Source organism: Halomonas sp. 72 (genome assembly GCF_052379785.1).
GTDB lineage: Bacteria > Pseudomonadota > Gammaproteobacteria > Pseudomonadales > Halomonadaceae > Vreelandella > Vreelandella citrativorans.
On record NZ_JBQSYY010000003.1, the window covers coordinates 99,346 to 113,415 of the forward strand.

28 protein-coding genes are annotated in these 14,070 nt (G+C 54.9%); all 28 read left to right on the forward strand.

Annotated elements, in window-relative coordinates; translation table 11 throughout:
- The first annotated feature begins 64 nt into the window (after positions 1–64).
- The 28 genes from rpsJ to rplQ all read left to right on the forward strand — a co-directional run bounded on the left by rpsJ (position 65) and on the right by rplQ (position 13,864).
- On the forward strand, positions 65–376 hold the full coding sequence (rpsJ, locus tag ACT3T6_RS04275) for a 30S ribosomal protein S10 (RefSeq protein ID WP_087108956.1): 312 nt from the start codon (positions 65–67) through the stop codon (positions 374–376).
- Positions 377–525: 149 nt separating this feature from the next.
- Positions 526–1,164, forward strand: coding sequence for a 50S ribosomal protein L3 (gene rplC / locus ACT3T6_RS04280; RefSeq protein ID WP_193053646.1), 639 nt, complete (start codon positions 526–528; stop codon positions 1,162–1,164).
- A gap of 15 nt (positions 1,165–1,179) precedes the next feature.
- Positions 1,180–1,785 carry a 50S ribosomal protein L4 gene (rplD, locus tag ACT3T6_RS04285; protein WP_193053645.1) on the forward strand — a complete coding sequence of 202 codons (606 nt, stop codon included), beginning with the start codon at positions 1,180–1,182 and terminating at the stop codon, positions 1,783–1,785.
- Positions 1,782–2,078, forward strand: a complete 297-nt coding sequence (gene rplW, locus ACT3T6_RS04290) for a 50S ribosomal protein L23 (protein WP_087108950.1) — start codon at positions 1,782–1,784, stop codon at positions 2,076–2,078. Before rplD ends, rplW begins: the two co-directional genes overlap by 4 nt.
- Before the next feature lie 17 nt (positions 2,079–2,095).
- The gene (gene rplB / locus ACT3T6_RS04295; protein ID WP_193053644.1) at positions 2,096–2,926 is read left to right on the forward strand and encodes a 50S ribosomal protein L2; all 831 of its coding nucleotides are present in this window, start codon (positions 2,096–2,098) and stop codon (positions 2,924–2,926) included.
- 33 nt (positions 2,927–2,959) lie between these two features.
- Positions 2,960–3,235 carry a 30S ribosomal protein S19 gene (gene rpsS / locus ACT3T6_RS04300; protein WP_027337511.1) on the forward strand — a complete coding sequence of 92 codons (276 nt, stop codon included), beginning with the start codon at positions 2,960–2,962 and terminating at the stop codon, positions 3,233–3,235.
- Positions 3,236–3,253: 18 nt separating this feature from the next.
- Positions 3,254–3,586: a 50S ribosomal protein L22 gene (gene rplV, locus ACT3T6_RS04305; RefSeq protein ID WP_009723900.1), complete on the forward strand. Its 333-nt coding sequence runs from the start codon at positions 3,254–3,256 to the stop codon at positions 3,584–3,586.
- Between the two features lie 11 nt (positions 3,587–3,597).
- The gene (gene rpsC / locus ACT3T6_RS04310; protein ID WP_193053643.1) at positions 3,598–4,302 is read left to right on the forward strand and encodes a 30S ribosomal protein S3; all 705 of its coding nucleotides are present in this window, start codon (positions 3,598–3,600) and stop codon (positions 4,300–4,302) included.
- Between the two features lie 15 nt (positions 4,303–4,317).
- Positions 4,318–4,731 (forward strand): 50S ribosomal protein L16, encoded by a 414-nt coding sequence (gene rplP / locus ACT3T6_RS04315; RefSeq protein ID WP_007112000.1) that lies wholly within the window; start codon positions 4,318–4,320, stop codon positions 4,729–4,731.
- Positions 4,731–4,922: a 50S ribosomal protein L29 gene (gene rpmC / locus ACT3T6_RS04320; protein WP_027337514.1), complete on the forward strand. Its 192-nt coding sequence runs from the start codon at positions 4,731–4,733 to the stop codon at positions 4,920–4,922. Before rplP ends, rpmC begins: the two co-directional genes overlap by 1 nt.
- A gap of 1 nt (position 4,923) precedes the next feature.
- Positions 4,924–5,184, forward strand: coding sequence for a 30S ribosomal protein S17 (gene rpsQ, locus ACT3T6_RS04325; protein WP_009723897.1), 261 nt, complete (start codon positions 4,924–4,926; stop codon positions 5,182–5,184).
- A gap of 51 nt (positions 5,185–5,235) precedes the next feature.
- On the forward strand, positions 5,236–5,607 hold the full coding sequence (gene rplN / locus ACT3T6_RS04330) for a 50S ribosomal protein L14 (RefSeq protein WP_172117712.1): 372 nt from the start codon (positions 5,236–5,238) through the stop codon (positions 5,605–5,607).
- Positions 5,608–5,621: 14 nt separating this feature from the next.
- A complete protein-coding gene (gene rplX / locus ACT3T6_RS04335; RefSeq protein WP_009723895.1) occupies positions 5,622–5,936 on the forward strand; it encodes a 50S ribosomal protein L24 in 315 nt (104 codons plus the stop codon).
- Positions 5,937–5,954: 18 nt separating this feature from the next.
- A complete protein-coding gene (gene rplE, locus ACT3T6_RS04340; RefSeq protein ID WP_193053642.1) occupies positions 5,955–6,494 on the forward strand; it encodes a 50S ribosomal protein L5 in 540 nt (179 codons plus the stop codon).
- 10 nt (positions 6,495–6,504) lie between these two features.
- A complete protein-coding gene (rpsN, locus tag ACT3T6_RS04345) occupies positions 6,505–6,810 on the forward strand; it encodes a 30S ribosomal protein S14 (RefSeq protein ID WP_172117711.1) in 306 nt (101 codons plus the stop codon).
- 32 nt (positions 6,811–6,842) lie between these two features.
- On the forward strand, positions 6,843–7,235 hold the full coding sequence (rpsH, locus tag ACT3T6_RS04350; protein ID WP_172117710.1) for a 30S ribosomal protein S8: 393 nt from the start codon (positions 6,843–6,845) through the stop codon (positions 7,233–7,235).
- A 9-nt stretch (positions 7,236–7,244) separates the two neighbouring features.
- The gene (gene rplF / locus ACT3T6_RS04355) at positions 7,245–7,775 is read left to right on the forward strand and encodes a 50S ribosomal protein L6 (RefSeq protein ID WP_193053641.1); all 531 of its coding nucleotides are present in this window, start codon (positions 7,245–7,247) and stop codon (positions 7,773–7,775) included.
- A 9-nt stretch (positions 7,776–7,784) separates the two neighbouring features.
- Positions 7,785–8,135 carry a 50S ribosomal protein L18 gene (gene rplR / locus ACT3T6_RS04360; protein WP_008959159.1) on the forward strand — a complete coding sequence of 117 codons (351 nt, stop codon included), beginning with the start codon at positions 7,785–7,787 and terminating at the stop codon, positions 8,133–8,135.
- A gap of 11 nt (positions 8,136–8,146) precedes the next feature.
- On the forward strand, positions 8,147–8,647 hold the full coding sequence (gene rpsE / locus ACT3T6_RS04365) for a 30S ribosomal protein S5 (RefSeq protein WP_172117708.1): 501 nt from the start codon (positions 8,147–8,149) through the stop codon (positions 8,645–8,647).
- Between the two features lie 6 nt (positions 8,648–8,653).
- Entirely contained in the window at positions 8,654–8,836 is a 183-nt protein-coding gene (gene rpmD / locus ACT3T6_RS04370) for a 50S ribosomal protein L30 (protein ID WP_087108933.1), read from the forward strand.
- 3 nt (positions 8,837–8,839) lie between these two features.
- The gene (gene rplO / locus ACT3T6_RS04375; RefSeq protein ID WP_193053640.1) at positions 8,840–9,274 is read left to right on the forward strand and encodes a 50S ribosomal protein L15; all 435 of its coding nucleotides are present in this window, start codon (positions 8,840–8,842) and stop codon (positions 9,272–9,274) included.
- Complete coding sequence (secY, locus tag ACT3T6_RS04380) at positions 9,275–10,606, forward strand: preprotein translocase subunit SecY (protein WP_087108929.1); 1,332 nt, start codon at positions 9,275–9,277, stop codon at positions 10,604–10,606.
- 50 nt (positions 10,607–10,656) lie between these two features.
- Positions 10,657–10,770 carry a 50S ribosomal protein L36 gene (rpmJ, locus tag ACT3T6_RS04385; RefSeq protein ID WP_009099023.1) on the forward strand — a complete coding sequence of 38 codons (114 nt, stop codon included), beginning with the start codon at positions 10,657–10,659 and terminating at the stop codon, positions 10,768–10,770.
- A gap of 123 nt (positions 10,771–10,893) precedes the next feature.
- Positions 10,894–11,250 (forward strand): 30S ribosomal protein S13, encoded by a 357-nt coding sequence (gene rpsM, locus ACT3T6_RS04390; RefSeq protein ID WP_192536496.1) that lies wholly within the window; start codon positions 10,894–10,896, stop codon positions 11,248–11,250.
- A gap of 52 nt (positions 11,251–11,302) precedes the next feature.
- Positions 11,303–11,689: a 30S ribosomal protein S11 gene (gene rpsK / locus ACT3T6_RS04395; protein ID WP_009099028.1), complete on the forward strand. Its 387-nt coding sequence runs from the start codon at positions 11,303–11,305 to the stop codon at positions 11,687–11,689.
- A 12-nt stretch (positions 11,690–11,701) separates the two neighbouring features.
- Positions 11,702–12,322: a 30S ribosomal protein S4 gene (gene rpsD, locus ACT3T6_RS04400; RefSeq protein ID WP_087108925.1), complete on the forward strand. Its 621-nt coding sequence runs from the start codon at positions 11,702–11,704 to the stop codon at positions 12,320–12,322.
- A 120-nt stretch (positions 12,323–12,442) separates the two neighbouring features.
- Entirely contained in the window at positions 12,443–13,438 is a 996-nt protein-coding gene (locus ACT3T6_RS04405) for a DNA-directed RNA polymerase subunit alpha (protein ID WP_172117703.1), read from the forward strand.
- A 39-nt stretch (positions 13,439–13,477) separates the two neighbouring features.
- Positions 13,478–13,864 (forward strand): 50S ribosomal protein L17, encoded by a 387-nt coding sequence (gene rplQ, locus ACT3T6_RS04410; RefSeq protein WP_018917717.1) that lies wholly within the window; start codon positions 13,478–13,480, stop codon positions 13,862–13,864.
- Positions 13,865–14,070: the final 206 nt, after the last annotated feature.

A 14,070-nucleotide genomic window follows, 5' to 3' on the forward strand; every position in this document is an offset into this window, starting at 1 on the left:
GCGCATCCTTTGAATGCGTGGGTAGACGGCTCGCGCCGTCGACATCCATTGGAGTTTAGGGCAAATGCAGAACCAAAAGATTCGCATTCGGTTGAAAGCGTTCGACCATCGCCTGATCGACCAGTCCACAGCGGAGATTGTTGAAACCGCTAAGCGTACTGGTGCTCAGGTTCGTGGGCCGATCCCGCTGCCGACCAACCGCGAGCGTTACACCATCCTGGTTTCACCGCACGTCAATAAGGATGCGCGTGATCAGTATGAGATTCGTACGCACAAGCGTGTGCTCGACATCGTTGAGCCAACTGAAAAAACAGTTGATGCGTTGATGAAGCTTGATCTCGCCGCTGGCGTAGACGTGCAAATCAAACTCAACTAATTACACTAGACACTTGCGGCCCAGCGTTCATCATTTATCGCATGAACAGCAGCCGCCGCGCCGTGAGGCGCCACACAATGTGCTAGTGGAATGCTCTGGAAAGGGCAGCCATAGCGGGTGATAGCCCCGTACACTATAGGAGACTGAGTATGACTATCGGTTTAGTCGGTACAAAGGCCGGGATGACCCGTGTCTTTACCGAAGATGGCGCATCCGTGCCCGTGACCGTTATTGAAGTTGATCCTAATCGTGTGACGCGCGTTAAGACCATTGAGTCTGACGGCTACGCAGCGGTTCAGATCACTACAGGTTCTCGTAAAGCCAAACACCTCACCAAAGCGCAGGCTGGTCAGTTTGCCAAAGCGGGTGTTGAGGCTGGTCGTTCACTGATGGAATTCCGCCTTGCAGAAGGCGAAGAAGCTCCAGAAGTGGGTGGCGAGCTCACCGTATCCCTCTTCGAAGCTGGTCAAATGATCGACGTGACCGGCACCTCTAAGGGTAAAGGCTTCCAGGGTGCTGTTAAGCGCTGGAACTTCCGTACCCAAGACAACAGCCATGGTAACTCCCTGTCGCACCGCGCGCCGGGTTCTATCGGCATGTGTCAAACACCTGGTCGCGTATTTAAAGGCAAGAAAATGGCCGGTCAAATGGGTAACGCCCGTTGCACCGTACAGAGCCTTGAGATCGTCCGTGTTGACGCCGAGCGTAACCTGCTGCTGATCAAGGGCGCCGTACCGGGAGCACCCGGCAGCGACGTTATCGTTCGCAGCGCCGTGAAAGCTGGCTGAAGGGGATAATTACCAATGAATCTGAATCTTGCTGCAGGCACGGGTACCGTTGAAGTAGCCGACGCCACTTTTGGCAAAGAATTCAACGAAGCGCTAGTTCACCAGGTTGTTACCGCCTATTTGGCTGGTGGCCGTCAAGGTACTAGCGCTCAAAAGAGCCGTTCCGATGTTCGCGGTGGTGGTAAAAAACCGTGGCGTCAGAAAGGTACCGGTCGTGCACGTGCTGGTACCATCCGTTCTCCGCTGTGGCGCAGTGGCGGCGTAACCTTCGCGGCACGTCCGCAAGACTATACCCAGAAGGTTAACCGCAAAATGTACCGCGCGGCGATGCGCTCCATCCTGTCTGAACTTGTCCGTCAAGAGCGTTTAGTCGCAATTGAAGAGTTCAGCGTCGAAGCGCCCAAGACCAAGCAGGTAGCTGCCAAGCTGAAAGAGCTCAACCTTGAGAAAGTGTTGATCGTCACTGAAGAAATGGACGAAACGCTCTATCTAGCCGCACGCAACCTTCCCCACGTTGACGTGGTGGATGTCGCGGCAGCTGACCCGGTGAGCCTGGTTGCCTTTGATAAGGTCCTGGTCACCGTCTCCGCCCTGCGTAAATTCGAGGAGAAGCTGGCATGAACCAGGAACGCGTATTCAAGGTTCTGCTTGGACCGCACGTGACCGAAAAGGCCGCGATGGCTGCAGAGCGCAACCAGTACGTTTTCAAGGTGGCATCTGATGCTACCAAGCCCGAGATCAAGAAAGCCGTTGAAATACTGTTCGGCAAACAGGTCGGCAGCGTTCAAGTGTTGAACGTTAAGGGTAAAACCAAACGTACTGCACACGGCGTTGGCCTGCGTAAGGGTTACCGCAAAGCGTATGTGACCCTGGCTGCGGGTGAAACGCTCGAAGACTTCTCTGGCGCCGAATAAGGGCAGGAGTACGGATAATGGCAATCGTCAAGACCAAACCCACATCCGCCGGTCGTCGCCACGTCGTCAAGATCGTTGGCGAGGGGCTGTACAAGGGCCGTGCGTATGCACCGCTTTTGGAAAAACAGTCCAAGTCCGGTGGCCGTAATAATAACGGTCGCATCACCACCCGCCACGTGGGCGGTGGTCACCGTCAGCACTACCGTTTGATCGACTTCAAACGCACCAAAGATGGCATTCCAGCCACTGTTGAGCGTCTTGAGCACGATCCGAACCGTAGCGCGCATATTGCACTATTGAAATATGCAGATGGCGAGCGTCGTTACATCATTGCACCGAAAGGTGTCAGCGCGGGTGACGTGCTGGAATCTGGTGTCAACGCGCCCATCAAAAAAGGCAATGCCTTGCCGCTGCGCAACATTCCGCTTGGTTCTACCGTTCACGGTATCGAACTGAAGCCGGGTAAAGGCGCGCAGATTGCTCGCAGTGCCGGTACTAGCGCTCAGCTGGTTGCTCGTGAAGGTAACTACGCCACCTTGCGTCTTCGCTCTGGCGAAATGCGTAAGATCCTGGCTGAGTGCCGCGCAACGCTGGGTGAAGTGAGCAACTCCGAGCACAGCCTGCGTCAACTTGGCAAGGCCGGTGCGAAGCGCTGGAGAGGCGTGCGTCCGACTGTTCGCGGTGTCGCGATGAACCCGGTAGACCACCCGCACGGTGGTGGTGAAGGCCGCTCTAGCGGTGGTCGTCACCCGGTATCCCCGTGGGGCATGCCGACTAAGGGTCACAAGACGCGTAAGAACAAGCGCACCGACAAGCTGATTATCCGTCGTCGTAACAAGACGCGTTAATCGAAATTGCCAAGAACTTAAGAGGTAACGGCTGTGCCACGTTCACTAAAGAAAGGTCCCTTCATTGACCTTCATCTTTTGAAGAAGGTAGAGGCTGCAGTGGAGAAGAACGACCGTAAACCGATCAAGACCTGGTCGCGTCGTTCGATGATCCTGCCCAATATGGTAGGTCTGACTATTGCGGTCCATAACGGACGCCAGCATGTCCCGGTGCACGTCTCCGAGGAAATGGTGGGTCATAAACTTGGCGAATTCGCTGCTACTCGCACATATCGCGGGCATGTGGCGGACAAGAAAGCCAAACGGTAAGCCAGAGAGGATTTAGAGATGGAAGTCACAGCTAAGCTGAGTGGCGCTGCTTTATCCGCACAGAAGGCCCGTTTGGTGGCTGACCAGGTGCGCGGTAAACCGGTCGCCGAAGCTATTGACCTGCTGACCTTCTCACCGAAGAAGGCTGCCAAACTGGTCAAGAAAGTGCTTCAGTCCGCCATCGCGAATGCGGAAGAAAATAACGGCATGGACATCGACGAGCTGCGTGTCTCGACCATCTGCGTCGATGAGGGCATGACGCTCAAGCGTATCAAGCCGCGCGCCAAAGGCCGTGCGGATCGTATCTTGAAGCGCACCTGCCACATCACCGTCAAGGTAGCCGAGAAGTAGGAGTCGACCAGATGGGTCAGAAAGTCAATCCAACAGGCATTCGACTGGGCATCGTCAAAGACCATGCTTCTGTCTGGTATGCCGAGCGCGGCGCCTATGCCGATAAGCTCAATAACGATCTCGAAGTGCGCAGCTTCCTGGAAGAGCGTCTTAAAAGCGCTTCCGTAAGCCGCATTCACATCGAGCGTCCGGCTAACAATGCCCGCATCACCATTCACACTGCCCGTCCGGGTATCGTGATTGGTAAAAAAGGTGAAGATGTCGACCGTCTGCGTCGCGATCTTACCGAAATGATGGGCGTTGCGGTTCATGTGAACATCGAAGAAGTTCGCAAGCCAGAGCTGGATGCCAAGCTAGTCGCTGCTAACGTAGCGGGTCAGCTTGAGCGTCGCGTCATGTTCCGTCGTGCCATGAAGCGCGCGGTACAGAACGCAATGCGTCTTGGCGCTGGCGGCATCAAGATTCAGCTGTCAGGTCGTCTTGGTGGTGCCGAAATCGCACGTACCGAATGGTACCGCGAAGGTCGCGTTCCGCTGCACACTCTGCGTGCGGACATCGACTACGCCACTTACGAAGCTCACACCACCTATGGCGTCATCGGCGTTAAAGTGTGGATCTTCAAGGGCGAAATCCTCGGCGGTATCGAGGAAGTACGTGCCAAGGCTAAGCAACAGCAGCCTGCCGGCAACGCGCCCAAGAAGAAAGGTTCCAGGTAAGGGGAGAGCGAGTCGATGTTACAGCCCAAGCGTATGAAATTCCGCAAGATGATGAAAGGCCGCAACCGTGGCCTGGCGCATCGCGGAAGCAAGATCAGCTTCGGGGAGTACGGTCTGAAAGCTACTGGTCGCGGCCGCATCACTGCGCGTCAGATCGAAGCCGGCCGTCGTGCGATCACACGTCACGTTAAGCGTGGCGGTAAAATCTGGATCCGCGTTTTCCCTGATAAGCCGATTTCCAAGAAGCCGCTCGAAGTTCGTATGGGTAAAGGTAAAGGTTCTGTTGAGTACTGGGTAGCCCAGATCCAACCGGGTCGGGTCCTGTACGAAATTGAAGGCGTATCCGAAGAGCTGGCCCGTGAAGCGTTTGAACTGGCCGCACAGAAGATGCCCTTATCCACCACCTTTGCGAAACGGACGGTGATGTGATGAAAGCCCAGGAAATTCGTGAAAAGTCAGCAGGAGAGCTCAAAGAGCAGCTCCTCGAGCTACTCCGCGAGCAGTTTAACCTGCGCATGCAGAAGGCCACTGGCCAACTGAGCCAGACTCATCTGCTCAAGCAGGTCCGTCGGGATATCGCCCGCGTTAAGACTGTGCTCAACGAGAAGGCAGGTGATTGAGATGGCCGAAGAGAAAAAAACCCGTACGCTCACCGGTAAGGTGGTGAGCGACAAGATGGATAAATCCATCGTCGTTATGATCGAGCGTCGTGAACGTCACCCGATCTACGGAAAATACGTTAAGCGCTCCACCAAGCTGCACGCCCATGATGAGGCGAACCAGGCTAAGGCAGGCGATACGGTTTCCATTCAGGAGTGCCGTCCGCTTTCCAAAAAGAAAGCCTGGACGCTGGTCGAGGTGGTTGAGCAGGCTAAGGGTTAATTACCTAAAGTCTGCCGATCAGTGCAGTCAGATTAGGTTTGGAGAAAACCGATGATTCAGACTCAGACAATGCTGGATGTCGCCGACAACAGCGGAGCGCGCCGGGTGCAGTGCATCAAGGTGCTAGGCGGTTCACACCGTCGCTACGCCCGCGTTGGTGACGTCATTAAGGTAACGGTGAAAGAAGCTATTCCGCGTGGCAAGGTCAAAAAAGGCCAAGTCATGAAAGCGGTAGTGGTTCGCACCCGTAGTGGCGTCCGTCGTAGTGACGGTTCGCTGATCCGTTTCGATGGAAATGCGGCGGTTTTGTTGAATAACACCAACGAACAGCCGATCGGCACGCGCATCTTCGGGCCGGTTACTCGTGAGCTTCGTAATGAGAAGTTCATGAAGATCATTTCCCTAGCGCCTGAAGTGCTGTAAGGAGCGAGGCGGATATGCAAAAGATCAAACGTGACGATGAAGTCATCGTCATCGCCGGGAAGGATAAAGGCAAACGTGGTACCGTTAAGCGGGTATTAGAAAACCGCTTCGTGGTATCGGGTGTGAACATGATTAAACGTCACACCAAGCCGAATCCCATGGCGGGAAATCAGGGCGGTATCGTCGAGCGTGAGGCTCCGATTCACGCGTCCAACGTAGCCATCTTCAATTCGGAGACCGGTAAGGCGGATCGCGTCGGCTTCCAAGTTAAGGAAGACGGTACCAAGGTACGTATCTACAAGTCGACGCAGACGCAGATCGACGCCTAACGCGAGTCGGGTAGCAAAATGGCGAACTTGAAAGAACGTTATCAAAACGAGGTCGTAGCTCAACTCAAAGAGCAGTTCAGCTACAACAACGTTATGCAGATACCACGGATCACGAAAGTGACTCTGAACATGGGTATCGGTGAAGCGGTTAGTGATAAAAAGCTGATCGACAATGCCGTCGGTGACCTGGAGAAATTGTCCGGTCAAAAGCCGCTGGTGACCAAAGCACGTAAGTCCATCGCGGGCTTCAAGGTGCGCGAAGGTTGGCCGATTGGTGTCAAGGTAACGCTGCGCGGTGAGCGTATGTGGGACTTTTTGAACCGTCTGGTTAACATTGCGATTCCTCGCGTGCGTGACTTCCGTGGTCTTAACCCGAAGTCTTTTGACGGTCGCGGCAACTACTCCATGGGTGTGCGTGAGCAGATCATCTTCCCGGAGATCGAGTATGATAAAATCGATCGCATTCGGGGGCTGGACGTCACTATCACTACTACTGCCAACACCGACGAGGAAGGTCGTGCGCTGCTAGCGTCACTGAACTTCCCGTTTAAGAAATAAGGGTTGGATCATGGCTAAGAAAAGTATGGTAGAGCGTGAGCTCAAGCGTACGCAGCTGGTCGAGAAGTATGCGGCCAAGCGTACTGAGCTCAAGGCAATCATCTCAAGCGTGAATACGTCTGAGGAAGAGCGCTTCGAGGCGACGCTGAAGCTGCAGCAACTGCCGCGCGACTCAAGCCCGGTACGTCAGCGTAACCGCTGCCGCATCACGGGTCGTCCGCACGGTTTTTACAACAAGTTCGGCCTTGGCCGCAACAAGCTGCGTGAAGCCGCCATGCGTGGCGACGTCCCTGGTCTGAAAAAGTCCAGCTGGTAACGCCACGTAGAATCATCAGGAGCGCACATTAAATGAGCATGCAAGACACTCTGGCGGATATGTTTACCCGTATCCGCAATGCGCAGATGGCCACCAAGGAGACGGCAGTCATGCCGTCTTCCAAGTTGAAAGTGGAAGTGGCCCGCGTGCTAAAGGAAGAAGGCTACATTACCGACTTTGCGGTTGATGAAGGCGTTAAGCCTGCACTAACCGTGACTCTCAAGTACTTTGAGGGTAAGCCGGTCATTGAGCACATTCAGCGGGTTTCCAAGCCGTCTTTGCGTCAGTACAAGGGCAAGGACAACCTGCCCAAGGTTGCCGATGGTCTGGGCATCGCGATTGTCACCACCTCTAATGGTGTCATGACCGCTCGTGCCGCACGCCAGGCGGGTGTAGGTGGCGAAGTCATCTGCACCGTATTCTAGGAGGCTGGAATGTCCCGCATAGCGAAATATCCGGTTAAAGTGCCTGCTGGTGTCGAGATCAAAATCGATGCTAGCCAGCTGACCGCCAAAGGCGGCCAAGGCACGCTGTCACTGCCCATTCACCAGGACGTGGTGATTGGTCAAGAAGATGGCCAGCTGACCTTCGCCCCGAGCGAATCTGCCAAGAGCTGGGCAATGGCCGGTACTACCCGCGCCTTGGTTCAGAACCTGGTAACGGGCGTATCCGAGGGTTTCACAAAAACTCTCGAAATTGTTGGCGTCGGTTATCGTGCCCAAGCTAAGGGCCAGACGCTCAATCTTTCACTGGGCTTCTCGCACCCGGTCGACTACGAACTGCCGAAAGGTGTCACAGCGGAAACGCCGAAAAACACCGTGATCGTGCTGAAAAGCGCGGATAAGCAGATGCTCGGTCAGTGCGCCGCGGAAATCCGCGCTTTCCGTCCGCCTGAGCCGTATAAAGGCAAGGGTGTTCGGTACGCCGACGAGCAGGTGCGTCGCAAAGAAGCCAAGAAGAAGTAAGGCAGGGTTATGAACGCGAAGAAAGAATCTCGTCTCCGTCGTGCCCGCCGTGCTCGCGCCAAGATCCGCGAGCTGGGCGTGTATCGCCTGTGCGTCAACCGTACCCCGCGTCACATCTACGCGCAGATTATCTCGCCGGATGGTGGCAAAGTGTTGGCCAGCGCTTCAACGCTGGACAAAGCACTGCGCGAGGGTGCGACCGGTAACTCAGATGCGGCCTCCAAGGTCGGTGCTCTGATTGCTGAACGCGCTAAAGAAGCAGGCATCACCCAGGTGGCCTTCGACCGTGCTGGCTTTAAGTATCACGGTCGCGTCAAGGCTCTGGCCGACGCCGCTCGTGAAGGCGGCCTGGAATTCTAAAGGGTTTTACGATGGCGAAGAACGAACAGCAAAACGGTGATCTGCAAGAGAAGTTAGTGCAGGTTAACCGCGTCGCCAAGGTGGTCAAGGGTGGTCGTATTTTCGGCTTCACCGCGCTGACCGTCGTAGGTGATGGTAAAGGTCGTGTTGGTTTCGGTCGTGGCAAGGCGCGTGAAGTGCCGGTCGCAATTCAGAAAGCAATGGACCAGGCTCGTCGCAACATGGTCAAGGTTAACCTTGCAGGCAACACGCTGCAGTACCCTGTGAAAGCCCGTCACGGTGCTTCCAAGGTCTACATGCAGCCAGCCTCCGAAGGTACCGGTATCATCGCCGGTGGTGCTATGCGCTCTGTATTAGAGCTTGCTGGCGTCCACGATGTACTGGCCAAGTGCTACGGTTCCACCAACCCGGTTAACGTGGTACGAGCGACTGTTAAAGGTCTCTCTGCTATGCATGCACCGGAAGACATCGCCGCCAAGCGCGGTCTGTCTGTCGACGCGATCACGGGGTAAGGCACCATGGCAGCAACGATCAAGGTTACCCAGATCCGCAGCACCATCGGCGTTTTGCCCAAGCACAAGGCTACTATGAAAGGCCTGGGCCTGCGTCGCATCGGTCACTCGGTTGAACTGGAAGACACCCCTGCCGTTCGCGGCATGATCCACAAGGTAAATTACCTTGTGCGTGTTGAGGGAGAGTAATCCATGAAACTTAATACCTTAAGCCCGGCCCCGGGCTCCAAACCCGCTGAAAAGCGCGTTGGTCGTGGTATCGGTTCCGGTCTTGGTAAGACCGGCGGCCGTGGTCACAAAGGTCAGAAATCACGCAGTGGCGGTAGCGTCAAGCCTGGTTTCGAAGGCGGTCAGATGCCCATGCAGCGTCGTTTGCCGAAATTCGGTTTTACGTCTGCTAAATCATTGGTCTCTGAAGAAATACGCCTGGCTGAACTTGCCAAGGTTTCCGGTGACGAAGTCACTATGGAAACACTGAAGCAAGCCAACGTGCTGAAGGATGCAACGCTACACGCGAAAATCATCCTTTCAGGCGAACTGAACAAGGCAGTTACCGTTCGTGGAATCAAGGTCACCAAAGGTGCCCGTGAAGCGATCGAAGCTGCTGGCGGCAAGGTAGAGGACTAAATGGCCAAGTCAGGAAATATGCCGGCGATGGGCAGCGGTCTGAGTGAACTGTGGGCGCGTTTGCGCTTCGTGCTCCTCGCCATCGTGGTGTACCGTATCGGTGCCCACATTCCCGTTCCCGGTATCAATCCTGACCAGCTTGCTGCCTTGTTTAGGGAGCAACAGGGCACCATCCTGGGCATGTTTAACATGTTCTCGGGTGGCGCCCTGGAGCGCATGAGCGTCCTCGCTTTGGGCATAATGCCTTATATTTCTGCGTCGATTATCATGCAGCTGATGACTGCGGTCTCACCCCATCTTGAACAGCTCAAGAAGGAAGGTGAGTCCGGCCGCCGCAAGATTAGCCAGTACACCCGCTACGGCACGGTGATACTGGCTCTTGTCCAGGCTACCGGTATGTCGGTCGGTCTGGCTAGCCAAGGCATCGCTTACAGCGCTGACTTCAGCTTCTATTTCACCGCCGTGATTACGTTTGTGTCAGGCGCGGTGTTTATGATGTGGCTAGGTGAGCAGATTACCGAGAAGGGCATCGGCAACGGTATTTCGTTGCTGATCTTCGCTGGTATCGTCGCTGGGCTGCCCAGTGCCGTGGGGCAAGCGTTTGAACTTGCTCGTAACGAAGGGGCCTGGAATGTCCTTCCGCTGTTAGCGCTGTCAGTGCTAGGTATTGCCACCGTCGCGTTTGTGGTGTTCATTGAGCGCGGTCAACGCCGCTTGAAAGTGAACTACCCACGTCGCCAGGTTGGCAACAAGATGTATGCAGGCCAAAGCAGCTACCTGCCTTTGAAAGTGAATATGGCGGGTGTTATTCCTGCGATCTTCGCGTCCAGTATCCTACTCTTCCCGGCTTCTATTGGTCAGTGGGTAGGTGCAGGTGAAGGTATGGAGTGGTTACAGCGTGCATCACAAGCATTAGCCCCTGGGCAACCGCTTTACATCTTGCTTTTCGCGGCGGCAGTGGTATTCTTCTGCTTCTTTTACACAGCGCTGGTCTTCAATCCGAAGGATGTAGCTGACAATTTGAAAAAGTCAGGTGCGTTCCTGCCGGGCATTCGCCCCGGCGAGCAGACCGCTCGCTATATCGACAAAGTCATGACGCGTCTGACTTTGTTCGGTGCCCTGTATATCACTGCGGTTTCCTTGATGCCCCAGTTCCTGATCGTTGCGTGGAATGTGCCATTCTTTTTTGGCGGCACCTCGCTCCTGATCGTGGTGGTGGTCATCATGGACTTCATGGCTCAGGTGCAGTCACACCTCATGTCGCATCAGTATGACTCGGTGATGAAGAAGTCCAACCTGAAAGGCTACGGTAGCGGCGGCATCATGCGCTGAGGCGCCGCCTTACGATTGGCGCGCCGCGAGCCGTTTTTGGAGAAAGAACGATGAAAGTTCGAGCTTCCGTAAAGAAAATGTGCCGTAACTGTAAGATCATTCGTCGCAATGGCGCTGTTCGCGTCATCTGCATCGAACCACGGCACAAGCAGCGTCAGGGTTAATTCCTACGTTGTTTTAAGTGGGTGTTCGGCATACCCCTTGCCTTAGGGCATTTAAAGGGGTATGCTGTTGCGCCTTTTGTAGATGAATAAACGAGCAAGCCGCTCAAATTTCGGAGTAAGCTGATGGCCCGTATTGCAGGCGTCAATATCCCGGACAACAAGCATGCGGCGATCTCGCTGACCTATATCTTCGGGATTGGCCGTACTCGCGCGCAGCATATCTGTGCTGCTGCCGGTATCGCGCTGACTACCAAGATCCAGGACCTATCTGGCGAAGAGCTGGATACCCTGCGTTCTGAAGTTGGTAAGTACACCGTAGAAGGCGACCTTCGTCGTGATGTTACGCTGAACATTAAGCGTCTCATGGACTTAGGCTGCTACCGTGGTCTGCGTCATCGTCGTAGTCTTCCGCTGCGTGGTCAGCGGACCAAGACTAACGCGCGCACCCGTAAGGGCCCGCGTAAGCCGATCCGCAAATAATACGCAGGCTCTTTAATAGAGAGCCGGCGTAACGACAGGAATAGACATCAACATGGCTAACCCGCGTAGTAACCGTAAAAAGGTTAAAAAGCAGGTAGTGGACGCCGTTGCGCATATCCATGCCTCTTTTAACAACACGATCGTGACGATCACAGACCGCCAGGGCAATGCTCTTTCTTGGGCAACTGCCGGTGGTTCGGGTTTTCGTGGTTCTCGCAAGAGCACCCCGTTCGCTGCTCAAGTAGCAAGCGAGCGTGCAGCGACTGCTGCAGCCGAGTATGGTGTGAAAAACGTAGACGTACTGGTTAAAGGCCCAGGTCCCGGTCGTGAATCCGCCGTGCGCGCACTCAATGCCGCAGGCTTCCGCGTGCAAAGCATCGTAGACGCGACGCCCATTCCCCATAATGGCTGCCGTCCGCCTAAGAAACGCCGCGTTTAAGGAGACAGATTCATGGCTCGTTATATTGGACCGAAGTGCAAACTGTCTCGTCGTGAAGGCACCGATCTCTTTTTGAAGAGTGGCGTGACTCCCTTCGAGAAAAAGTGTAAATCCGAGCAAATCCCGGGTGTACACGGCCAGCGTCGTCAGCGTCTTTCAGACTACGGCTTGCAGCTTCGTGAGAAGCAAAAAGTACGTCGCATGTATGGCGTACTCGAAAAACAGTTCCGTAACTACTACAAAGAAGCTGCTCGCCTGAAAGGTGCGACCGGTGAAGTATTGTTGCAGTTGCTTGAATCCCGACTGGATAACGTCGTCTACCGTATGGGTTTCGGCTCGACTCGCTCTGAAGCGCGTCAGCTCGTTAGCCACAAGGCGATTTCCGTGAACGGCCGCACCGTTAACGTTGCTTCCTACCAAGTGAAGCCGGGTGACGTTGTTGCTATTCGCGAAAAGGCGAAGAACCAGGCACGTATTCAAAACGCGTTGACCATTGCGGCCAACCGTGGCGATATCCTCTGGATTGAAATCGACGCCAAGAAGATGGAAGGCACTTTCAAGGCTCTGCCTGAACGCGGTGACCTGACTGCCGACATCAACGAAAACCTGATCGTCGAGCTGTACTCCAAGTAAGCGGCGTTAATTAATCTGCTTCTTGAAGCCTGGGCGGGATAGCAAAGCTAACCGCCCAGATGCTCTTGAGTACGGTTCTTAAGAACTCAGTATCCGTTTGGCAGCCTGAAAGGTGTTCATATGCAGCGTTCAGTGACAGAGTTTCTTCGTCCTCGCGACATCAAGGTCGAAGAAATCAGCGCACATCATGCCAAAATCGTTCTCGAACCGTTCGAGCGTGGTTTTGGTCACACCCTGGGGAATGCACTGCGTCGCATTCTGCTTTCGTCTATGCCCGGCGCTGCCGTGGTAGAGGCTGAAATTGCGGGTGTAGAGCACGAGTACAGTGCGCTCGAAGGGGTGCAGGAAGATGTCATCGAAATCCTCCTGAACTTGAAAGATGTTGCGATCAAGATGCACAGCCGCGATGAGGCGGTGCTCTCGCTGAACAAGCAGGGCCCAGCCGTCGTCACTGCTGGCGACATTGCGCTTGATCATAGCGTCGAAATCGTCAACCCGGACCACGTCATTGCACACGTCAATGAAGGTGCCGAGCTGAAAATTCAGCTTAAGGTAGCGCTGGGTCGTGGCTACGAACCGGCTGACGCCCGTGGCTCTGATGAAGAGACCCGTGCTATTGGCCGCCTGCAGCTGGATGCCACCTTCAGCCCTGTCCGCCGCGTTTCCTACTCGGTTGAAGCCGCTCGTGTTGAGCAGCGCACCGACCTCGATAAGCTGATTATCGATCTGGAAACCGACGGTACTTTGGATCCGGAAGAGGCTATCCGTCGCAGTGCGACCATTCTGCAAGAGCAGCTGGCCGCCTTCGTCGACCTTGAAGCTGATAAAGAGCAGGAAGTCGAAGAGGAAGAAGATCACGTTGATCCAATCCTATTGCGCCCCGTAGACGATCTTGAGTTGACCGTTCGCAGCGCGAACTGCCTAAAAGCCGAGAATATTTACTATATCGGTGATCTTATCCAGCGCACAGAAGTTGAGCTGTTGAAGACACCGAACCTCGGTAAAAAATCCTTGAATGAAATCAAGGACGTTTTGGCGGCGCGCGGCTTGTCCCTCGGCATGCGGTTGGAAAATTGGCCGCCCGCTAGCCTGAAGGACGACAAGGCCACCGCGTGAGTGTCGACTTGAGTCCCAGTTTGGTAAGGAATTACAACCATGCGTCATCGTAAGAGTGGTCGTCATCTGAATCGCACCAGCTCGCATCGTCAGGCCATGTTCAAGAACATGTCTGTCTCGCTGGTCGAACATGAAGTCATCAAGACAACCCTGCCCAAGGCCAAGGAACTGCGTCGCGTTATCGAGCCGCTGATCACCTTAGCCAAGCAGGATAGCGTTGCGAACCGTCGTTTGGCGTTCTCTCGCACACGTTCCAAAGAAGCCGTTGGCAAGCTGTTCAATGAGCTGGGTCCGCGTTACGCCGAGCGTCCGGGTGGCTACATCCGTATTCTCAAGTGCGGTTTCCGCACCGGCGACAACGCGCCTATGGCGTACGTTGAGCTAGTAGACCGTCCGGTTGCTGAAGAAGCCGCTGCTGAAGAGTAAATCTTTAGTTGCTGCCTCTTTAAAGCAGAATGAAAACCGACCCAGCTGGGTCGGTTTTTTTTATGCCTGGCGTATCGAGTAATGCCGCTATAAACGTTAAATTGTCCGACGAGCGTGCTAGTCTAGAGTGAATTGACGGGGCCATTGGCGCTGCAGTTGTTTACCCTTGGGAACTGATTCATGGCGCATTATTCAATGCGGGGGTG